This is a genomic window from Streptomyces sp. NBRC 110028, from assembly GCF_001417735.1.
Taxonomy (GTDB): domain Bacteria; phylum Actinomycetota; class Actinomycetes; order Streptomycetales; family Streptomycetaceae; genus Streptomyces.
Genome location: NZ_BBUZ01000022.1, coordinates 924,789 through 941,891 on the forward strand (window position 1 = coordinate 924,789; position 17,103 = coordinate 941,891).

A 17,103-nucleotide genomic window follows, 5' to 3' on the forward strand; every position below is an offset into this window, starting at 1 on the left:
CTTCCCTGAGATCATCCCCGATGTCACGGCGACTATCGTGGCGGGTCGAACATGCGCGCCATGCGTGGGGAAGCAGGCCGCCGTGGAGCGGGAGGGGAGTGCGGTGTCGGACGTAGGGCGGCTGATTGCCGGACGGTACCGGCTGGCCGAGCAGATCGGCCGCGGCGGCATGGGTACGGTCTGGCGCGCCGAGGACGAACTGCTGGACCGTCAGGTCGCCGTCAAGCAGCTGCACGTCTCGCCGCACCTCAGCGAGGAAGAACTGACGACGATGCACGAGCGTACCCGCCGCGAGGCGCGGAGCGCGGCCCGCATCACGCACCCCAATGTGGTCGTGGTCCACGACGTCGTGGACGACGGGGGGCTGCCGTGCATCGTCATGGAGTACGTGCCCTCCACGACCCTGGGGGATCTGCTCAAGGAGGGCGGAACGCTCTCCCCCGAGGAGACCGCCCGCATCGGCCGCGGCATGATCGCCGCCCTGCGCGCCGCCCACGAGGCGGGCGTGCTGCACCGCGACGTCAAGCCCGGCAACGTGCTGCTCGGCGCCAACGGGCGGGTCGTCCTCACGGACTTCGGCATCGCCATGGCCACCGGCACCTCCACGCTCACCAAGACCGGCGAGGTCGTCGGCTCCATCGACTACATCGCCCCGGAGCGGGTGCGCGGCCGCAAGCCCGGCCCGGCGTCCGACCTGTGGGCGCTGGGCGCGACGCTCTATCAGGCGGTCGAGGGCCGGGCCCCGTTCCGTAAGCCGACGCCGATCGAGACCGGGTACGCGATCGCCGTGGACCCCCTGGAGCCACCGAAGCGGGCGGGTGCGCTGGGCCCGCTGATCGAGGCGCTGCTGGCGAAGGAGCCGGAGCAGCGGCCGTCGGCGGAGCAGACGGAACGGGCGCTGCGCGGCCCGGCGTCGGAGCCCACGACGACGGGGTATCCGGTGCAGGGCGACCAGACGACCGCGACGACCATGGTCCTGATGACGGCCCGGACCCCGGCCCCGCCGCCGGAGCCGGAGCCGCCACGGCAGCAGGACCCCACCCCGCCGACGCCCGTCCCGGCCCCCGTCCTTTCCCCCGCCCCGCTGCCCAAGGGCCCCCGCACGTTCCGGTGGACCGCCGTCGGGACGGCGCTGGCGGTCGTGGCGGTGGCGGGCGGCGTCTACGTGTGGAAGACGGGCGACGGCACCCCGTCCGCCTCCGGCGCGTCCGCCGGCGTCTCGTCCTCCCCTTCGCCGTCATTCACCCCGTCCCCCGTCCCCGAGGGCTACCGCATGGTCAAGGGCCTCGGGGTCTCCTTCCCCGTCCCCGGCGACTGGCAGCCCGACGCCGACTCGGACGGAAAGCTCGACGGCACCCAGGAGGTCCGCTACCTCGACCCCGCGAAGATGGCCCAACTGTCGATCAACGTCCTGGACTTCGCGTCCAACGACCAGGTCAAGCACTTCGAGGACGTCGAGGCCAAACTGAAATCCAACGTCATCGAGTACGAGCGGACCCGCCTGCAGGAGACCACCTACCGCGGCATGCCGGCGGCGATCTGGGAATTCCGGTTCAAGGGCCGCGCCCGCTGGTTCCGGGCGATCGACCTGGGCTTCGGCAACGAGGGCGACAAGGAGTACGCGATCTACCTGAGCGCGCCGGAAGACCAGTGGAGCCAGTACCGCCCGATCTTCGACAAGGTCCGCGACGGCATCCACCTCCCCTGACCGCCCCGGAAGCGCCTGCGGCGGCAGTCCCGCTCCGGGGACGATCAGGGTCGACCCTGATGTCCGGAACGCGGGGGCCGTGTGACGATCGGAGCATGACCGCCGCCGCACCCCCGACCGCCCCCGTCGAGCCACCCCCGCGCAAGCTGTACCGCAGCGCCGAGGGCCGGCTGCTCGGCGGCGTGGCGCGGGGGCTCGCCGGGCATCTGGGGCTGCCGGTCGCCTGGGTCCGCATCGGCTTCGTCGCGCTGATCATGGCGGAGGGCTTCGGCACCCTCCTCTACGCGCTGTTCTGGTTCATCGTCCCCCTCGGCGTCGGCGGCGTGCAGGAGACGACGACCCGCCCGCTCACCACCGTCGGCCCCGACGGCCGGCGCCGGATCCTGCCCCGCAGGCCGGAGCGCGGCCAGATCATCGCCCTGGTCGCGCTCTTCGTCGGCATGGGCATCTTCGTCCAGGGCGTCCAGCTGGGCCGCGCCAACACCTACATCTGGCCGCTGCTCCTCGTAGGGGCGGGCGTCGCCCTGTTCTGGCGGCAGGCCGACAACGCCCGCCGCGCCCAGTGGGTGGAGCTGAGCCGCAGCAAGCGGGTGCTGCCGCTGGCCCGGGCGGGAGCGGGCGTGGTGCTGGTCGGCGCGGGGGTGACCGGCATCCTCGTCCTGCAGGGCTCGGCCCGGCACCTGGGCGCCGTCCTCCAGGCCTCGCTCGCCGTGCTCGTCGGCATCGCGCTGCTGGCGGGCCCGTACGTGGTGCGCATGACGCAGGACCTCTCCGAGGAGCGCCTGATGCGCATCCGCGCCCAGGAGCGGGCCGAGGTCGCGGCGCACGTCCACGACTCCGTGCTGCACACCCTCACCCTGATCCAGCGCAACGCCGAGGATCCGCGCGAAGTGGCCCGGCTGGCCCGCGCCCAGGAGCGGGAGCTGCGCGCCTGGCTGTACAAGCCGGAGGGCACCGGCAAGGACGAGGCGGATGAACCGGACACCCTCGCTGAGGCGGTCAAGGCGACGGCGGCGGAGGTCGAGGACCACCACGGCGTCCCGATCGAGGTCGTGGTGGTCGGCGACTGCCCGCTGGACGAGCGGCTGGCGGCCCAGATGCAGGCCGCGCGCGAGGCGATGGTGAACGCCGCCAAGTACGGTGGCGACGGCGGGGCGGTCCAGGTGTTCGCCGAAGTCGAGGGCGCCACGATCTTCATATCGGTACGCGACCACGGCCCGGGCTTCGATCTGGACGCGGTACCGGACGACCGCATGGGCGTCCGCGAGTCGATCATCGGCAGAATGCAGCGCAACGGCGGCACGGCCAGGCTGAGGTCCGCGCCCGACGGGGGCACGGTAGTGGAGCTGGAGATGGAGAGGGCGGCGACGACATGACCGAGGCAACGGGCGGCGCGGGGGCGGCGGGCGGTACCGGCGAGACGGGCGGCACGGGCGGGGCGGACGAGGCGGGGGAGCGGCGCCGGGTCCGCGTCGTCCTCGTCGACGACCACCGCATGTTCCGCACCGGCGTCCAGGCCGAGATCGGCGAGACCGCCCGTACCGGCGTCGAGGTGGTCGGCGAGGCGGCCGACGTCGATCAGGCCGTCACCGTGATCACCGCGACCCGCCCCGAGGTGGTCCTGCTCGACGTCCACCTCCCCGGCGGCGGCGGGGTCGAGGTGCTGCGCCGCAGCGCCGCGCTGATGGCGGCCACGGAGCGCCCGGTGCGCTTCCTCGCCCTGTCCGTATCGGACGCCGCCGAGGACGTCATCGGCGTCATCCGTGGCGGCGCGCGCGGCTACGTCACCAAGACGATCACCGGCACCGACCTGGTCGACGCGATCTTCCGCGTCTCCGAGGGCGACGCGGTGTTCTCCCCGCGCCTCGCCGGGTTCGTCCTCGACGCCTTCGCCTCCACCGACGCCCCGCCCGTCGACGAGGACATGGACCGCCTCACCCAGCGCGAGCGTGAGGTGCTGCGCCTGATCGCGCGCGGCTACGCGTACAAGGAGATCGCCAAGCAGCTGTTCATCTCGGTGAAGACGGTGGAGAGCCACGTCTCGGCGGTCCTGCGCAAGCTCCAGCTCTCCAATCGCCACGAACTCACCCGCTGGGCGACGGCCCGCCGCCTGGTCTGAGAGGAGCCGGCGGGGCGAGGAGCCGGACCGGGGCACGGCGATGCTTTCCCCCGCCGCTCCCGGCCCGCTTCCGCTCCCGGCCGTTGCCGTTGCCGGCCGTTGCCGTGGCCGTTCGCTGTGAGCGCGCGCGACTCAGCCGGTCAGCCGGTCAGTTGGGCGGTGACGGCGGGGAGCAGCGTCTCGCGGCACGTCTCGGTGTCGTCCGCCGCCCAGCAGACGTAGCCGTCGGGGCGGATGAGCAGCGCCCCCGCGCCCAGGTCGGTGGCGCACTTGGCGCGTACGAGGTCGACGCGCTCGGGCAGCGTCACGTCGTCCGGGACGAGCCCGCCCATGTCCAGCAGCACGGCGTGGCCCGCGCCGAACAGGGCCGACAGCCGGGTGGGACCGGCGTCGGTGCGGAGGTCGGCGTCCGGGACCCGCTGCCCGGTGAGGGGGTGCGTACCGGGTACGTCGTAGCGCAGGGCCAGGCCGGAGACCAGCCCCGTCAGATAGCGGTTGGTGTCCGGTAGCCGCATCAGGTCGATGAAGATGTCCCGCAGGGCCGCCACGTCCTCGCTCGGGTCCGGGTCCGCCAGCACCCGCTGGGCGGCGGTGTGGTGCAGCACCCTGGCCGCGACGGGGTGCCGTTCGGCGTGGTAGCTGTCCAGCAGCCCGGCCGGCGCCCGGCCCTGCACGGTCGCGGCCAGCTTCCAGCCCAGGTTGAACGCGTCCTGCACGCCGAGGTTCAGGCCCTGGGCGCTGAGCGCCGGGTGGATGTGCGCGGCGTCCCCGGCGAAGAGCACCCGGCCTTCGCGGTACCGCTCGACCTGCCGGGTCGCGTCGCTGAATCGCGAGGAGTTGTCCACCCCGCCGAGCACCGTCTCCTCGCCGTAGACGGCCCGCAGCGCGGCGGTGATCTCGTCCTCGCCGACGGGGGTGTCCCGGGTGGGTCCCGACTGGTCTTCGCCCCCGTCGTGCCCGAAGGTGAGCCGGTAGCGGTCGTCGCCGAGCGGGATGAGCATGGCCCAGTAGCCGTTCGCCCGGCGCGTCAGCGTGCTGATGTGCCCCCGCTCGCGCGGCACCAGGGACGATACGGCCGACAGCCGGATGTCGGCGAGGACCGCCAGATACGTCCCGGGCCGCCCCGGGAACGGCATCCCGAGCTTCTTGCGCACCGTGCTGCGCCCCCCGTCGCACGCCACCACATACCGCGCCCGCACCCGGAGCCCGCCGTCCGCCGTGACGCTCACCCCGTCGTCGTCCGCCTCGACCGCCGTCACGGCGGCGTCCCGCCGGACCCGCGCCCCGAGGGCGGTGGCCCGCTCCTCCAGCACCTCTTCGATCTCCCACTGCGGGAGCATGACCGGGGACGGATGCCGGGTGTCCCACGCCGTGGTGTCCAGCGGCACCGGCAGCAGCGCGAAGTTCGCGCCGACCGGAGGACCAGGGAATGCTCGGTTCCGCATCGCTTCCAGCAGCCCGCGCGACTCCAGCAGTTCGGCGGTACGGGCATGGATCGCGCCGCCCTTCGTCTGCTGGTTGCGGCTGGGCAGCTTCTCCAGCACCAGGGTCCCCACCCCGGCCAGCGCCAGTTCGTACGCGAGCGTCAGCCCGGTCGGCCCGGCCCCCACGACCACGACATCGGTCTCGATCTCGTTCATCCCACGCTCCCCTTCGTGTTCCTGCACTCGGTAAATAAGTACACCAAGTGCAGAACTATTCCAAGTGCAGTGCGGTGCGGTAACGTGGGCATGGTGACGACCGAGAGTCAACCCGGCCTGCGCGAACGCAAGAAGCAGCGGACCCGAGACGCGATCTCGGACGCCGCGATCGGCCTCTTCTTCGAATGCGGCTACCACGAGGTCTCCGTCGCCCAGATCGCCGAGGCCGCCGAGGTCTCCAAGCGCACGTTGTTCACGTACTTCCCGACCAAGGAAGACCTCGTGGTGCACCGCATGGCCGACCACGAGACCGAGTCCGCCCAGGTGGTACGCGCCCGCCCCGCGCACACCACCCCGCTGGCCGCCCTGCGCGATCACTTCCTCGACGGCCTGCGCCGCCGCGACCCGATCACCGGCATGAACGACCACCCCGACGTCTGCGCGCTCAGCCGGCTGATCTACGACACCCCCGCCCTGGTCGACCGCATGCAGCGCTTCAGGGCGGGCGGCGAACGCGCCCTCGCCGAGGCCCTGCGCGACACCACGGACGCGTCGGACCTCACCGCCCGCCTGGCCGCCGTCCAGATCATCGGTGTCCAGTGGGCGCTGTCTGCGGACAACTTCCAGCGCCTGGCGGGCGGCGAGCCCGCCGACGAGCGTTACCCGGGCGCCGTACGCGACGCCGAGTACGCCTTCGGCCTGCTGGCGAACGGCCTCGCAGGGCTTATGTAGCCGCGATCAGCTTCAACTCGAACCACACCGTCTTCCCGATCCCACAGGCGCGCGGATGCGCGTCCCACGCGTCCGCGAGCGCCGCGATCAGCGCCGGCCCCCGCCCCGACTCGTCCTCCGCCGTCGCCTGACGCGGCTGAGGCATCACCTCGCTCGCGTCCGACACCTCGACGCGCAGTTTCTCGTCACGCACTACGCAGCGTGCCCGGACCTCCCGACCAGGGGAAACGCGGGCGTGACGGCAGGCGTTCGTCACCAGCTCGCTGAGCAGGGGTGGCGGGGGAGCCGCCATTCGATGTCCATCGGAAGTGGGGGAGTTGGTGCATTCATGTCCGGAATGCCGCTGGTCAGGCGTACCGTGCCGCAGTAACGACGCCGGTACGCAGCGTATGCGTACCGCAGGTGCCTCATGGGAGAGAGGGCGCGATGAGCGTCATGGAGGGTGGTTCGCAGTCGCCGATGTCCTGGCGGTATTGCGGAAACCAGATCGAACTGTCGCGCATGCAGGCCGGGGTGAGCCGCGAGGAGTTGGGCAAAGAGGCCAACTACGAGTACGAGACCGTGAAGTCCATGGAGCAGGGCCGACGCAAGCCCGCGCTGCGGTTGCTCCAGGTCGCGGACCAGATGTTCGGTCCGCCAGGGCTGCTGCTGGCCGGTCAGGAGTACCTGAAGCCGGATAAGTTCGCGTCGTACTCGCAGGACTTCATGCGGTACGAGGCCGAGGCGATCGCCGTCTCTTCTTACCAGCCGCTGCTGATCCCGGGGCTGCTTCAGACCAAGGAATACGCGGATGTGCTGATCGGCGACCATCTGCCGCCGCTTGACGACGAAAACCATCGAAGCGCGGGTTGCGGCTCGACTGGAACGGCAGTCGTTGCTGGACAAGCAGACCAGAGCGTTCAGCTTCGTGATCGGTGAGGCTGCTCTACGCCCTATCGCGGGCGCGGAGGCTCACAAGCGCCAGCTCCAGCGCTTGCTGGAAGTAGGTGAGCGGCGAAACGTGACCATCCAGGTCCTGACGTTCGAAGGCGCTCACCCTGGGCTCTTTGGGCCGTTCGTTCTGCTGGAGACCCCAGAGCATGAGCATCTCGTGTACGAGGAGGGCCAGATCACGGGCGTGTTGTCCGCGGACCCGACGAAGATCAGCGTGATTTCGCAGCGCCATGCCGTGATCCTTCGGCAGGCCCTCAGCCCGGAGGAGTCGGTGCGGTACATCAGAAACCTGTTGGAGGAACTGTGAGCGACAAGCTCGTGTGGTTCAAGTCCAGCTACAGCAACAGCGAGGGTGGCGAATGCGTCGAAGTCGCCCTCTCCTGGCGCAAGTCCAGCTACAGCGACACCCAGGGCGGCGCCTGCGTGGAGGTCGCCACCTGCCCGCAAACCATCCACGTCCGGGACTCGAAGCACAGGGCCGGGCCGCAACTGGCCCTCGCCCCGGACGCCTGGGCGGAGTTCATAGCCTTCGCCGCCACCACGACCGTCAGCCCGGCTTAAGCGCCACGCCCCCGTACATCGCGACTTCCTCGTCCCGGACCCCCTCCGTGGCGGCGTCCGGGCGCCAGTGGTGGAGCAGGGTCACGCCGGGGTCGATCAGTTCCAGGCCGTCGAAGAACCGCTCGGCCTCGGCCTTGTCCCTGATCCGTAGGGGGATACCGCGCTCGTTGTACTCGCGGCCGACCCCCGCGACCTCCTCGCGGGCCGTGTCGCCGGTGAAGACGGTGATCGCCAACGCGCTGCCCGGCGCCAGCTCCGCCATCAATCGCCGCACCAGACCCTGCGGATCGGCCTCGTCCATGACGAAGTGCAGGATGGAGATCAGGGACAGCGCGACCGGCTGCTCCAGGTCGAGGGTCTTGCGCAGGGCGTCCGCGCCGAGGATCGAGTCGAGGTCGCGGATGTCCGCGTCGATGTACTCGGTGCGTCCCTCGGGGGTGCTCGTCATGAGATGGCGGGCGTGGGTGAGGACGATGGGGTCGTTGTCGACGTACACGACCCGAGCGTCGGGGGCGGTCTCCTGCGCGACCTCGTGCAGATTCGGCGGGGTCGGGATGCCGGTGCCGATGTCCAGGAACTGGCGCATGCCGTGCTCCCGCACCAGGTGACGGACCGACCGGTGCATGAAGTGGCGGGCCTGCTTCATGGACGTCGGCAGACTGGGCCAGGCCCGCGCCGAGGCGTCACCGGCGGCGCGGTCGGGCGCGTAGTTGGTCTTGCCGCCCATGAGGTAGTCGTAGACGCGGGCGGAGTGCGGCACATCGGTGCGGAGATCGACAGGCGGCTGGGCGAACTCCGACCTCGACGACATCCATTCAGTTCCTGACATCTTCCAGCGCCCCGATCGTCAATCTGCGGCAATCAGCTGCCAGTTGCGGTCAGCAGCCATCGTAAGAGGCACTGAGCTTCGGGCGCCGAGACCTGAGCGCATTTATCTAAGGAACGGGTGGGTTGCACAAGCCACCCGGCGGCTGTCGGAGGCCGGTCATCTGCGGCGCGTCCGCGAGCACCTGATCACGGAGGACGGGGCGCGCTGGGTGACCCGCACGTTCTTCTCCCGGACGGCGCGAGGGGAGGAGTGGTGGGAGGCGTTCGTACGCGGCGACGACGTGCCGGAGTCCCGTCCCGCCGCCGTATCCACGGCTGCCGCTCCCACCAGAACCCCCGCGTACGACGCCCTGGCGTCCCTGGGCCGTACAGACCCCCGTATGACCCTCTCGGCCGCCGACTGCGCCCGCCTCGAACCCCTCGCCGCGACTTGGCTGGCGCGCGACGCCGACCCCGGCCGCCTCGTCCAGGCGCTGACGTCCGGGCTGCCTGTGCCGGTGCACAGTCCGGCCGCGCTGGCCCGTACCCGGCTGGAGGCCAAGCTGCCGCCGGAGCCCGTACCTGAGGCGCGGCCGGAGATCACCATCAGCCGCCTCCTGGAGTGCGTCGACTGCGGCCGTCCCGGCCCGCCCGCCGCCCTCCCCGGCGGCCTCTGCCGCCCCTGCCGAGGCGAGGCGGCGCCGATGCCGGTGGACGATCCCGTTGGCATCGACGTTCACACCTGGGCCGAGCGGCTGCGAGCCGCCGCCCGCGACGCGAAAGGATGAGCGGATGACCTTGCAGGACGCTCCGCCCGATGTCGGGGCACCATGGGTGCGAGGAGGCGAATCCATGACCCCTGGCACCACCGACCGGCCGCAGATGAGCATCGAAGACTTCGAGCAGCTCGCCCGCACGGCGCCGGAGACCGTCACGCTCGAATTCATCAGTGGAAAGCTAGAGGTCAAGCCCGTGCCGGACGGGGATCACGACGACATCATCATGTGGCTCGTCGAGAAGTGCATGCAGCAGCGTCCGGATTTGTGGCTGTACCGGGAGCGGGGGCTGAAGACGGAGAGCTACCGCAAGGGCCGTGCGCGTCCGGACGGCACGCTGGCGCCCCGCAAGCACTTCGGGGGTCATGGTGAGTGGTCGGACACCGAGGGCATCCTGATGGCCGTCGAGGTCACCTCGAACGACGCGGACACGGACCAGCGCGACCGCCTGGACAAGCGTGACGGCTATGCGGCCGCAGGCATCCCGGTGTACCTCCTGATCGACCGGGACGACTGCACGGTCACGGTCCACTGCGAACCGGAGGACGGGAAGTACCGGAGCCTGACGACGCGCCCGTACGGTGCGGTGATCAAGATCCCCGACCCGGTCGGCATCACCTTGGAGACGGAAGAACTCAAGGACTACGCCTCGTAAGGAGCGAAGATCCGGACGTGGACGTTGTCGATGCCGATCCCCAGGCTGTGAAACGGCTGCGTTGACAGAAGTTCTTCGACGCGATCGACGGCGGAGAGATCGACCTCACCACCTATGACGCCCGCGCCGGGGCGGCGTCCGGGGGCCGCATGCCTGCTGCATCAGGGTTCCCGGGGACGGCCGGTCCACGGCATAGGCGGCCCGGTCGTTGGCCGATGCTTTCTGAGCGGCCGGGAAACCCATGCGACCGCTGTCGGCGGGTGGTGCGAGACTCAGGCCCATGCAGCCCAATGACCCTGAAGACGACCTGCACCGCTACCTCAAGGCAGCCCGCGAAGCCGTCGTCTGGAAGCTGGACGGACTGTCCGAGTACGACGTCCGCCGCCCCCTGACACCGACTGGCACCAACCTTCTCGGCCTCGTCAAGCACCTCGCCAGTGTCGAACTCGGGTACTTCGGCCCGACCTTCGGCCGCCCGCACAACGAATCCCTCCCCTGGCACGAGGAGGACGCCGAGCCCAACTCGGACATGTGGGCCTCCGCCGACGAGTCGCGCGAGGAAATCCTCGGCCTCTATCACCGTGCCTGGGCGCACGCGGACGCGACGATCGAGGCGCTGCCGCTCGACGCGATGGGCCACGTCGCGTGGTGGGGCGACAACGGCGACGTAACGCTTCAGCGGATCATGCTGCATATGACGGCCGAGACGAACCGTCACGCCGGCCACGCCGACATTGTCCGCGAACTGATCGACGGCAAGGTCGGCATGCGGGAGACCAACAGCAACATGGGTGAGGGCGACGAGGCCTGGTACGAGGAGTACTGGAACAAGCTGGAGGCGTCTGCCAAGGAGGCACAGGCCAAGACGAGCTGAACGGAGTTCGTTCGGCGACGCGTGGCAGCAGGCCAACGCGCTCGGCGGCCTCCAGGACGGGGCGGGTGCGCAGGGCGCCGATGCCCACGATGACGGGGGTTCCGTCGGTGTGACTTCTCGTCGATGGCGTCGTCGGTGCTCGGGGTGAGGGGGAAGGCGCTCAGGCCGGTGAACATCGACTACTCCTGCTCCGTCTGAGGGGTGGAGCGCAGCCAGGTCAGCACCTGGTCGGCATGCTCGTTCGGCGGGAAGACCGGGTAGAAGACGTGCTCGATCACGCCGTCGCGGATGATCAGCGTCAGGCGTTTGTAGAGGGTCAGCCCACTGACCTCGAACGTGGGGAGACGGAGCACCCGGGCCAGGCTGCGCGTCGGGTCGGAGAGCATGTCGAACGGCAGGTGGAGGCGTTCGACGACCTCGCGCTGATAATCGGTGTCCTGGCTGGACAGGCCGAAGACGCGGACCGCGCCGGCGTCCAGCAGCTCCTGGTAGTGGTCGCGGAATCCGCACGCCTCGGGGGTGCAGCCACGGGCCCCGGGGATCGCGTCCCACCCCTCGGGCAGGTCGGTGCCCGGGCGGCCGGTGAGCGGGTAGACGTAGAGCACCGTACGGCCCGGCACCGGCGCGTCGAGCCGGACTGTCGTGTCCGCGGTGCTGTGCAGTTCCAGGGGCGGCACCGGTGTGCCGGGCAGATGGGCGGCCGCGCCGTCGTCCTCGGGGACGGGCAGGTCGGCGGGCAGGCTCAGGTAGTCGTTCATCGGGGCCACTCCTTCGTCGGGCGCGTCGGGCGCGTCGGGCGCGTCGGGCGCTTCGGGCGGGGAGAGGCGGCTGTTGCGGTGGGCGGCCCGCTGAAGGTGCGCGATCAGCGCCGTACGGCGGGCCGTGAGCCCGGCGATGCGTTGCGACAGCTCGTCGATCGCCTGCCGGTATCCGGCCAGCGACGACGGGCAGTCGTCGGCGTGCTGATGGCCGACCGCCAGGCAGTCCAGGAACGGCCGGGTGCGCTCCACGGGAAGCCCGAGATCGCTGAGCGTCCGGATCTCCCGTACGAGTCGTACGTCGTGCTCGGCGTAGTCCCGGTAGCCGTTGGCCAGCCGTATGGGCGTCAGCAGGCCCAGCGACTCGTAGTAGCGCACCGCTTTGGTCGTCACGCCCGCCCGGCGGGCCAGCTCACCGATCCGCATGTCTCTCACCTCGACGAACGCTAAACCTTGCCCCTGAGGGTAAGGTCAAGCCGCATCGAGGCCGGTCAGGGGCGCTTGACCCTGACACCGTGTGAGGCCGTGGACTGAGAGACATCATGTTCACCATCGGAGATTTCGCCCGGCACGGGCGGGTGTCGGTCCGGATGCTGCGCCACTACGACGCGACCGGACTGCTGCACCCCGCCCGCGTCGACCCCGCCACCGGCTACCGGTACTACACCGCAGCCCAGCTCGCCCGTCTCAACCGCATCATCGCCCTCAAAGACCTCGGCTTCACCCTTCAGCAGGTCCGGGAGATCCTGGAGGAGAAGGTCACCACCGAGGAACTGCGGACCATGCTGCGGGTGCGGCGGGCCGATCTGGAGGCCGCGATGACGGCCGCGGCGGCCCGGCTGGTGCGGGTGGAGGCGAGGCTCCGGTCCATCGAGAGCGAGGGACAGATGTCGTCCAACGAAGTCGCGGTGAAGAGCCTGCCGGGCGTGCGCGTCGCCGAACTGACCGGCGTGGCGACCGGATTCGACGCCATCGGACCGGTCATCCAGCCGCTGTACGCCGAACTGCTGCCGCGCCTGGCGGCGGCGGGGATCACGCCGACCGGGCCCGGGGTCGCCTACTACGAGGACGCGCCGGAGGGCGGTGTCCTCATCCACGCCGGGATCGAGGTCGCGGCCCCGGTGGGGGAGGACGACGGTCTGCGGGTCGTGGACCTGCCGCCGGTCGAGCGGGCGGCGACGATCGTCCACCGGGGTTCGATGGAGACCGTCCTGCCGACCATCCAGACCCTGGGCCGCTGGATCGAGGCCAACGGCTACCGGTCGACCGGATACCCCCGGGAGATCTACCTGGAGTGCCCGGAGAACCACGATGAGTGGGTGACGGAACTCCAGGAGCCGATCACGGCCGGCTGAGCGCGGCTTCCTCAGCACTGCCGCGTCGCCCTCAGGCCGGGCGGGTCTCGGGCCGGGCGGGTCTCGGGCCGGGCGGGCGTCAGGCCGGGCGGGCCGCGCCCGCGAAGGGCATCTGGTCGATCGGGGCCACCCGGACCGGGGCGCCGGGGCGCGGGGCGTGGATCATCAGGCCGTTGCCGATGTAGAGGCCGACATGGCTGACGCCGGAGTAGAAGAAGACCAGGTCACCGGGGGCGAGTTCGCCGCGCGAGATGCGGCGGCCCGCGTTGATCTGGGTGTAGGTGGTACGCGGCAGCGACACCCCGGCGGCGCGCCAGGCGGCCTGGGTCAGCCCCGAGCAGTCGTAGCCGTACGGCCCGGTCGCGCCCCAGACGTACGGCTTGCCGATCGCCCCGTACGCGAAGGAGATGGCGCGGGCCGCCCGGCCGCCCGTCCGGGCGGGGGCGTGGTGCCGGGGCGTTGACGTGGCGGAGGCATGGGCCTCCTGGGTGGCGCGGAGGCGGTCGCGCTGGGCGCGGGTCAGCTTGGCCAGCAGCGCGTCGGCCGCGGCCAGTTTCTCCTGGACCGCGTGCTTGTGGCGGGACGCGGCCGCCTGCGCGGCGCGCAGCGCGTGGAGACGGTCGGCCGCCTCGCCCCGGACGCGGCGCAGCGACCGCTCCTCGCGGGTGATGCTCGCGATCGTCACCGCCTGGCGGTCGCCCGCGCGGTCGGCGAGCGAGGCGCGCTGGAGGTACTGGGCGGGGGAGGAGGCGAGGGCCAGCTGAAGGGTGGGGGCGACGGTGCCGGAGCGGTACTGGGCGGTGGCGAAGGCGCCGAGGGCGTTGCGCGCCGTGTTGAGGCGGGCGGTGCGGCGGGCGGCCTCGTCGCGTAACCGGTGGAGCGACCGCCGCGCCCGGTCGGCGGCGGCCCGGGCGCCGTCGTATTTCTCGGTCGCCTCCTCGGCCTCCCGCTGATACGCGTCGACCTTCGCCTTCACCTGGGCGGATGTCAGGCGGGGCTCGGCGTGGCCGATGCCCGGGAGGGCCGTCGCCGAGGCGACTCCCGCGAGGGCGAGGGTCGCGGCGGTGCGGATGGTGGTGCCGGTGAGCGACGAGCGGTGCCACTGCTTCGGCTTCGTAGGGGGCTGCGGCGCCACTGCGGCGATTCACCTTCCGTGCGGGGACAGGACGTCTTGTGAGGGGAAGCTAGGCCGGGCGGCGGCGCGGCGCGCTGAGATGACCGGAGCTGGATGGATTCGTCCTACCGGTGGCGTCCGCTGATCACAGGGGTGGCGTGGAGAGGGCGGGATCGGGGCAGCTGTGACCGATGTGCCGATCAGGGCCCACCCGGGTGACTGGCGGTGATATGCGCGGGGCTAGTCTCCGGTGCCATGGACGTACTCATCAATGTGTTCGTCGGCCTGCACATCGTCGGCATCGCCGCCCTGCTGGGAGGCTTCCTCTCCCAGCTCACGGCGATACGCGGGGGCGGCGCGCGGATGACGCCGGGCATGCTGCACGGCGCCCTGACCATGCTGGTCACGGGCGCCGCACTGGTCGGGCTGAACCAGGCGGACGATCAGACCGTCAACACGGTCAAGATCGGCGTCAAGCTGGCGCTGCTGGTCGTGATCCTGGGGCTGGTGTATGTGAAGCGGGACGAGGAGAAGGTGGAGCCCGCGCTGTTCGGCGCGGTCGGCGCGCTGACGACGGTGAACATCTTCATCGCCGTCCTCTGGACCTGACCCCGGCACCGGCCCTCCCCCTCTCCCTCCCGCGTCCCCTCCCTTCCCTCCCGCGTTGCTGCTGGGCCAACCGGGGGCGGGAAGGGGCGGAATGGGGGAAATCGCACCTGTAAGCGCAACCCGACGGGCTCTTCGACTGTCTTACCCGTCAAGGGCAAGCCCGGAGGGAGCGCGCAATGGGGGTAAAGGCAGGGTTCGGGGCGTGGCGGGCATGGCGCCGCCGTACGGCGGTCGCCTTGGGCATGGCGGGCATGGTGGTGCCGCTGTCCGTCGCACTCGGTACGGCACCGGCCCAGGCGGCGACGTCGTGTACGGCGAGCACCGGTCCGTATCAGAAGCAGGTCGAGCGATTCCTCGGCCGTCCCGTCGACGGCCGGCAGTCCTCGGGGGACTGCCGCGCGACGCGGAGTTTCCAGATCAACCACGGCATCAGCCCGACCATCGGCTACGCGGGGCCCGTCACCTGGGGCGTCATGAAGCTGATCAACGCGCGGCAGGCGGCGGGGCACAACCCCAACGCGGCGCGCAAGTGCCCCACCAACAAGGGCCGCATCGCCTGCGTCGACCTCACCCGGCAGCTCAGCTGGGTGCAGGACGGATCGCGGCTGGTGTTCGGGCCGGTGCCGGTGCGTACCGGGCGGGACAAGTACGAGACCCGCACGGGGCTGAAGAAGGTCTACTGGCGGGACATCGACCACTGGTCGACGCTGTACCACGTGGCCATGCCGTACAGCCAGTTCTTCGACGGCGGCCAGGCCTTCCACTCCATCGCCGGAAGCGTATGGTCGCCGCCCGGCTCCCACGGCTGCGTCAACATGCGGTCCGGCGACGCGAAGAAGTACTGGAGCCTGCTGCGGAACGGCGACGACGTGTACGTGTACGGGCGTAAGCCGGGCACGTGATCGCGTGATCGCCTGGTCCCGTGATCGTGTGATCACGTGACGCGGAAGCGGTGCGGCTGCCCGATCGCGTATCGGGCAGCCGCGGCGTTCCGTCCACCGCTGTCACCGCTATGCGGGCCGGACGCTTCCGTAGATCGGCATCTCGGTGATCGGCGCCTTCTTGACCACATCCCCCGGCTTCGGGGCGTGGATCATCATGCCGTTGCCGATGTAGAGCCCGACGTGGCTGATGTCGTCGTAGAAGAAGACGAGGTCACCGGGGATGAGGTCGGAGGTCGAGATGCGCGTACCGGCCTTCACCTGGTCCCACGTGGTGCGCGGCAGGGAGACACCGGCGGCCCTCCAGGCGGCCTGGGTGAGCCCTGAGCAGTCATAGGAGTTGGGTCCGGTCGCGCCCCAGACGTAGGGCTTGCCGAGCTGGGACTCCGCGAAGTCGATGGCCGTGGCCGCCTTGGTGCTGTTCGTGGAGGTGGAGGAGCCGGTGCTGGAGCCGGTGCCGGAGCCACCGCCGGAAGCGGAGCTTCCGCTCGACTGCTGCTCCTGCTGCTGCTTCTGCTGGGCCGCGGCCTGCCGCTGCTTTTCGGCCAGCTCGGCCGCCTTGCGCCGCGCCTCCTCGGCCTTCTTCTTCTCGATCGCCGCCAGCCGCGCCTTCTCCTTGGCGGTCAGGCTCGCCAGCAGCCGACGGGCCTGGGACAGCTTGTCCTGGACGGACTTCTTCTTGGTCTTCAGCTCTTTCTGGGTCTCGGTCAGCGACGCCAGGCTCTTGGCGGCTTCCCCGCGCTCCTTGGCGGCCTTCGCCGCCTGCGTCTGGAAGTCGTCGACGGCTCTCTTCTGCGAACCGGCCATCCGGCTCATCAGATGGGACTGGTCGAAGAGGTCCTGCGGATCGTTGGAGAACAGCAGGCTCGCGGCGCTTGAGGTCATGCCGCCGTTGCGGTACTGGGCCGCGGCGTAGGTGCCGAGCGTGCGGCGGGCCTCGTTGAGCTTCTCGGTGTTCTCGGCGACATCGGCCAGCAGCCGGTTGACCTTGGTGCGCTGCGTCTCGGAGCGCTCCTTGGCGGCGTTGTAGTGCTGGGTGGCGGATTCCGCCTGGTGGTAGAGGGTGTCCACCTTCTCCTTGACCGCCTCGATCGACTGCGTGGTGCCGGGTTTCGGGTCGCCCGGGGCGGCGTTCGCGGTCTGGGAGAGGAGGGTGACGGAGGCGAGGGCGGCGGTGGTGAATCCGACGGCGGTACGGCGCCCGGTGGACGAGGCGGCGGTGGGTATTCGGGTCCGCGGCTTGCGGTGCGACGCCAAGGGAGGCGACTCCTTCCGTGGACCGCCTACCGGGTTAGCTGTCGGGTTCGGGCGGTTCGGAAGGTTGCCCTACGGCCGTGCGCGGGCGGCCGACGCGTCGTGACGCCGTACCACCGCTCGGGCCGATTCACCCCGGTGTTGCGTTGTGGGTCCCCGGCTCCGGGCGCCTTGCGACGTGGCCGGACTCGGCGGAGGCCGCCCGGGCCGGCGCGGTTCGCCGACGGGTGTACGGGCCGCCTGGGGGAGGACGGTAGCCAACTCGTG

The 17,103-nt window shown here is 70.8% G+C and carries 19 protein-coding genes and 1 riboswitch; of the genes, 13 read left to right on the plus strand and 6 right to left on the minus strand.

Going from position 1 to position 17,103, the window contains the following annotated elements:
• Positions 1-103: 103 nt before the first annotated feature.
• From ASC60_RS04295 to ASC60_RS04305, 3 genes are all read left to right on the plus strand, one after another.
• Positions 104-1,708: a serine/threonine-protein kinase gene (locus ASC60_RS04295; RefSeq protein WP_055546729.1), complete on the plus strand. Its 1,605-nt coding sequence runs from the start codon at positions 104-106 to the stop codon at positions 1,706-1,708.
• A 95-nt stretch (positions 1,709-1,803) separates the two neighbouring features.
• The gene (locus ASC60_RS04300; RefSeq protein WP_055546731.1) at positions 1,804-3,084 is read left to right on the plus strand and encodes an ATP-binding protein; all 1,281 of its coding nucleotides are present in this window, start codon (positions 1,804-1,806) and stop codon (positions 3,082-3,084) included.
• Positions 3,081-3,827, plus strand: a complete 747-nt coding sequence (locus tag ASC60_RS04305) for a response regulator transcription factor (protein ID WP_055546733.1) — start codon at positions 3,081-3,083, stop codon at positions 3,825-3,827. The genes ASC60_RS04300 and ASC60_RS04305 overlap by 4 nt, the downstream gene beginning before the upstream one ends.
• Before the next feature lie 140 nt (positions 3,828-3,967).
• Here the strand turns inward: ASC60_RS04305 and ASC60_RS04310 are convergent, their stop codons facing one another.
• A complete protein-coding gene (locus ASC60_RS04310) occupies positions 3,968-5,467 on the minus strand; it encodes an FAD-dependent oxidoreductase (protein WP_055546735.1) in 1,500 nt (499 codons plus the stop codon).
• Positions 5,468-5,560: 93 nt separating this feature from the next.
• Between ASC60_RS04310 and ASC60_RS04315 the strand changes: the two genes are divergently transcribed.
• On the plus strand, positions 5,561-6,199 hold the full coding sequence (locus ASC60_RS04315) for a TetR/AcrR family transcriptional regulator (RefSeq protein ID WP_370592871.1): 639 nt from the start codon (positions 5,561-5,563) through the stop codon (positions 6,197-6,199).
• Here ASC60_RS04315 and ASC60_RS04320 read toward each other — a convergent pair.
• Entirely contained in the window at positions 6,192-6,491 is a 300-nt protein-coding gene (locus ASC60_RS04320; protein WP_055546739.1) for an ATP-binding protein, read from the minus strand. The two genes, ASC60_RS04315 and ASC60_RS04320, sit on opposite strands and share 8 nt — an antisense overlap.
• Positions 6,492-6,625: 134 nt before the next feature.
• On the opposite strand from ASC60_RS04320, the gene ASC60_RS43955 reads away from it, so the two are divergent.
• The 3 genes from ASC60_RS43955 to ASC60_RS04330 are packed head-to-tail and all read left to right on the plus strand — an operon-like array spanning position 6,626 to position 7,693.
• Complete coding sequence (locus tag ASC60_RS43955; RefSeq protein WP_370592872.1) at positions 6,626-7,117, plus strand: Scr1 family TA system antitoxin-like transcriptional regulator; 492 nt, start codon at positions 6,626-6,628, stop codon at positions 7,115-7,117.
• Positions 7,074-7,439 (plus strand): Scr1 family TA system antitoxin-like transcriptional regulator, encoded by a 366-nt coding sequence (locus ASC60_RS43960; RefSeq protein WP_370592873.1) that lies wholly within the window; start codon positions 7,074-7,076, stop codon positions 7,437-7,439. The genes ASC60_RS43955 and ASC60_RS43960 overlap by 44 nt, the downstream gene beginning before the upstream one ends.
• Positions 7,436-7,693, plus strand: a complete 258-nt coding sequence (locus tag ASC60_RS04330) for a DUF397 domain-containing protein (RefSeq protein WP_055546741.1) — start codon at positions 7,436-7,438, stop codon at positions 7,691-7,693. The genes ASC60_RS43960 and ASC60_RS04330 overlap by 4 nt, the downstream gene beginning before the upstream one ends.
• On the opposite strand, the gene ASC60_RS04335 is transcribed toward ASC60_RS04330, so the two are convergent.
• Positions 7,680-8,504, minus strand: a complete 825-nt coding sequence (locus tag ASC60_RS04335; RefSeq protein ID WP_234356771.1) for an SAM-dependent methyltransferase — start codon at positions 8,502-8,504, stop codon at positions 7,680-7,682. The two genes, ASC60_RS04330 and ASC60_RS04335, sit on opposite strands and share 14 nt — an antisense overlap.
• Positions 8,505-8,730: 226 nt before the next feature.
• On the opposite strand from ASC60_RS04335, the gene ASC60_RS04340 reads away from it, so the two are divergent.
• The 3 genes from ASC60_RS04340 to ASC60_RS04350 all read left to right on the plus strand — a co-directional run bounded on the left by ASC60_RS04340 (position 8,731) and on the right by ASC60_RS04350 (position 10,805).
• Complete coding sequence (locus ASC60_RS04340) at positions 8,731-9,288, plus strand: hypothetical protein (protein WP_199830856.1); 558 nt, start codon at positions 8,731-8,733, stop codon at positions 9,286-9,288.
• Positions 9,289-9,352: 64 nt separating this feature from the next.
• On the plus strand, positions 9,353-9,931 hold the full coding sequence (locus tag ASC60_RS04345) for a Uma2 family endonuclease (protein ID WP_055546745.1): 579 nt from the start codon (positions 9,353-9,355) through the stop codon (positions 9,929-9,931).
• 280 nt (positions 9,932-10,211) lie between these two features.
• Positions 10,212-10,805 (plus strand): DinB family protein, encoded by a 594-nt coding sequence (locus tag ASC60_RS04350; protein WP_055546747.1) that lies wholly within the window; start codon positions 10,212-10,214, stop codon positions 10,803-10,805.
• 179 nt (positions 10,806-10,984) lie between these two features.
• Here the strand turns inward: ASC60_RS04350 and ASC60_RS04355 are convergent, their stop codons facing one another.
• Positions 10,985-11,989, minus strand: coding sequence for a MerR family transcriptional regulator (locus ASC60_RS04355; RefSeq protein WP_055546749.1), 1,005 nt, complete (start codon positions 11,987-11,989; stop codon positions 10,985-10,987).
• Between the two features lie 116 nt (positions 11,990-12,105).
• Here ASC60_RS04355 and ASC60_RS04360 point away from each other — a divergent pair, with 116 nt between their 5' ends.
• Positions 12,106-12,918 (plus strand): MerR family transcriptional regulator, encoded by an 813-nt coding sequence (locus ASC60_RS04360; RefSeq protein ID WP_055546753.1) that lies wholly within the window; start codon positions 12,106-12,108, stop codon positions 12,916-12,918.
• 79 nt (positions 12,919-12,997) lie between these two features.
• Here ASC60_RS04360 and ASC60_RS04365 read toward each other — a convergent pair whose 3' ends face one another.
• Positions 12,998-14,062 carry a C40 family peptidase gene (locus ASC60_RS04365; protein WP_370592884.1) on the minus strand — a complete coding sequence of 355 codons (1,065 nt, stop codon included), beginning with the start codon at positions 14,060-14,062 and terminating at the stop codon, positions 12,998-13,000.
• 225 nt (positions 14,063-14,287) lie between these two features.
• On the opposite strand from ASC60_RS04365, the gene ASC60_RS04370 reads away from it, so the two are divergent.
• A complete protein-coding gene (locus ASC60_RS04370) occupies positions 14,288-14,641 on the plus strand; it encodes a hypothetical protein (RefSeq protein ID WP_055546757.1) in 354 nt (117 codons plus the stop codon).
• 176 nt (positions 14,642-14,817) lie between these two features.
• Positions 14,818-15,543, plus strand: a complete 726-nt coding sequence (locus ASC60_RS04375; protein ID WP_055546759.1) for a L,D-transpeptidase — start codon at positions 14,818-14,820, stop codon at positions 15,541-15,543.
• 108 nt (positions 15,544-15,651) lie between these two features.
• On the opposite strand, the gene ASC60_RS04380 is transcribed toward ASC60_RS04375, so the two are convergent.
• On the minus strand, positions 15,652-16,839 hold the full coding sequence (locus ASC60_RS04380; RefSeq protein WP_055546761.1) for a C40 family peptidase: 1,188 nt from the start codon (positions 16,837-16,839) through the stop codon (positions 15,652-15,654).
• Positions 16,840-16,846: 7 nt separating this feature from the next.
• Positions 16,847-17,040, minus strand: a riboswitch (cyclic di-AMP (ydaO/yuaA leader).
• Positions 17,041-17,103 lie beyond the last annotated feature (63 nt).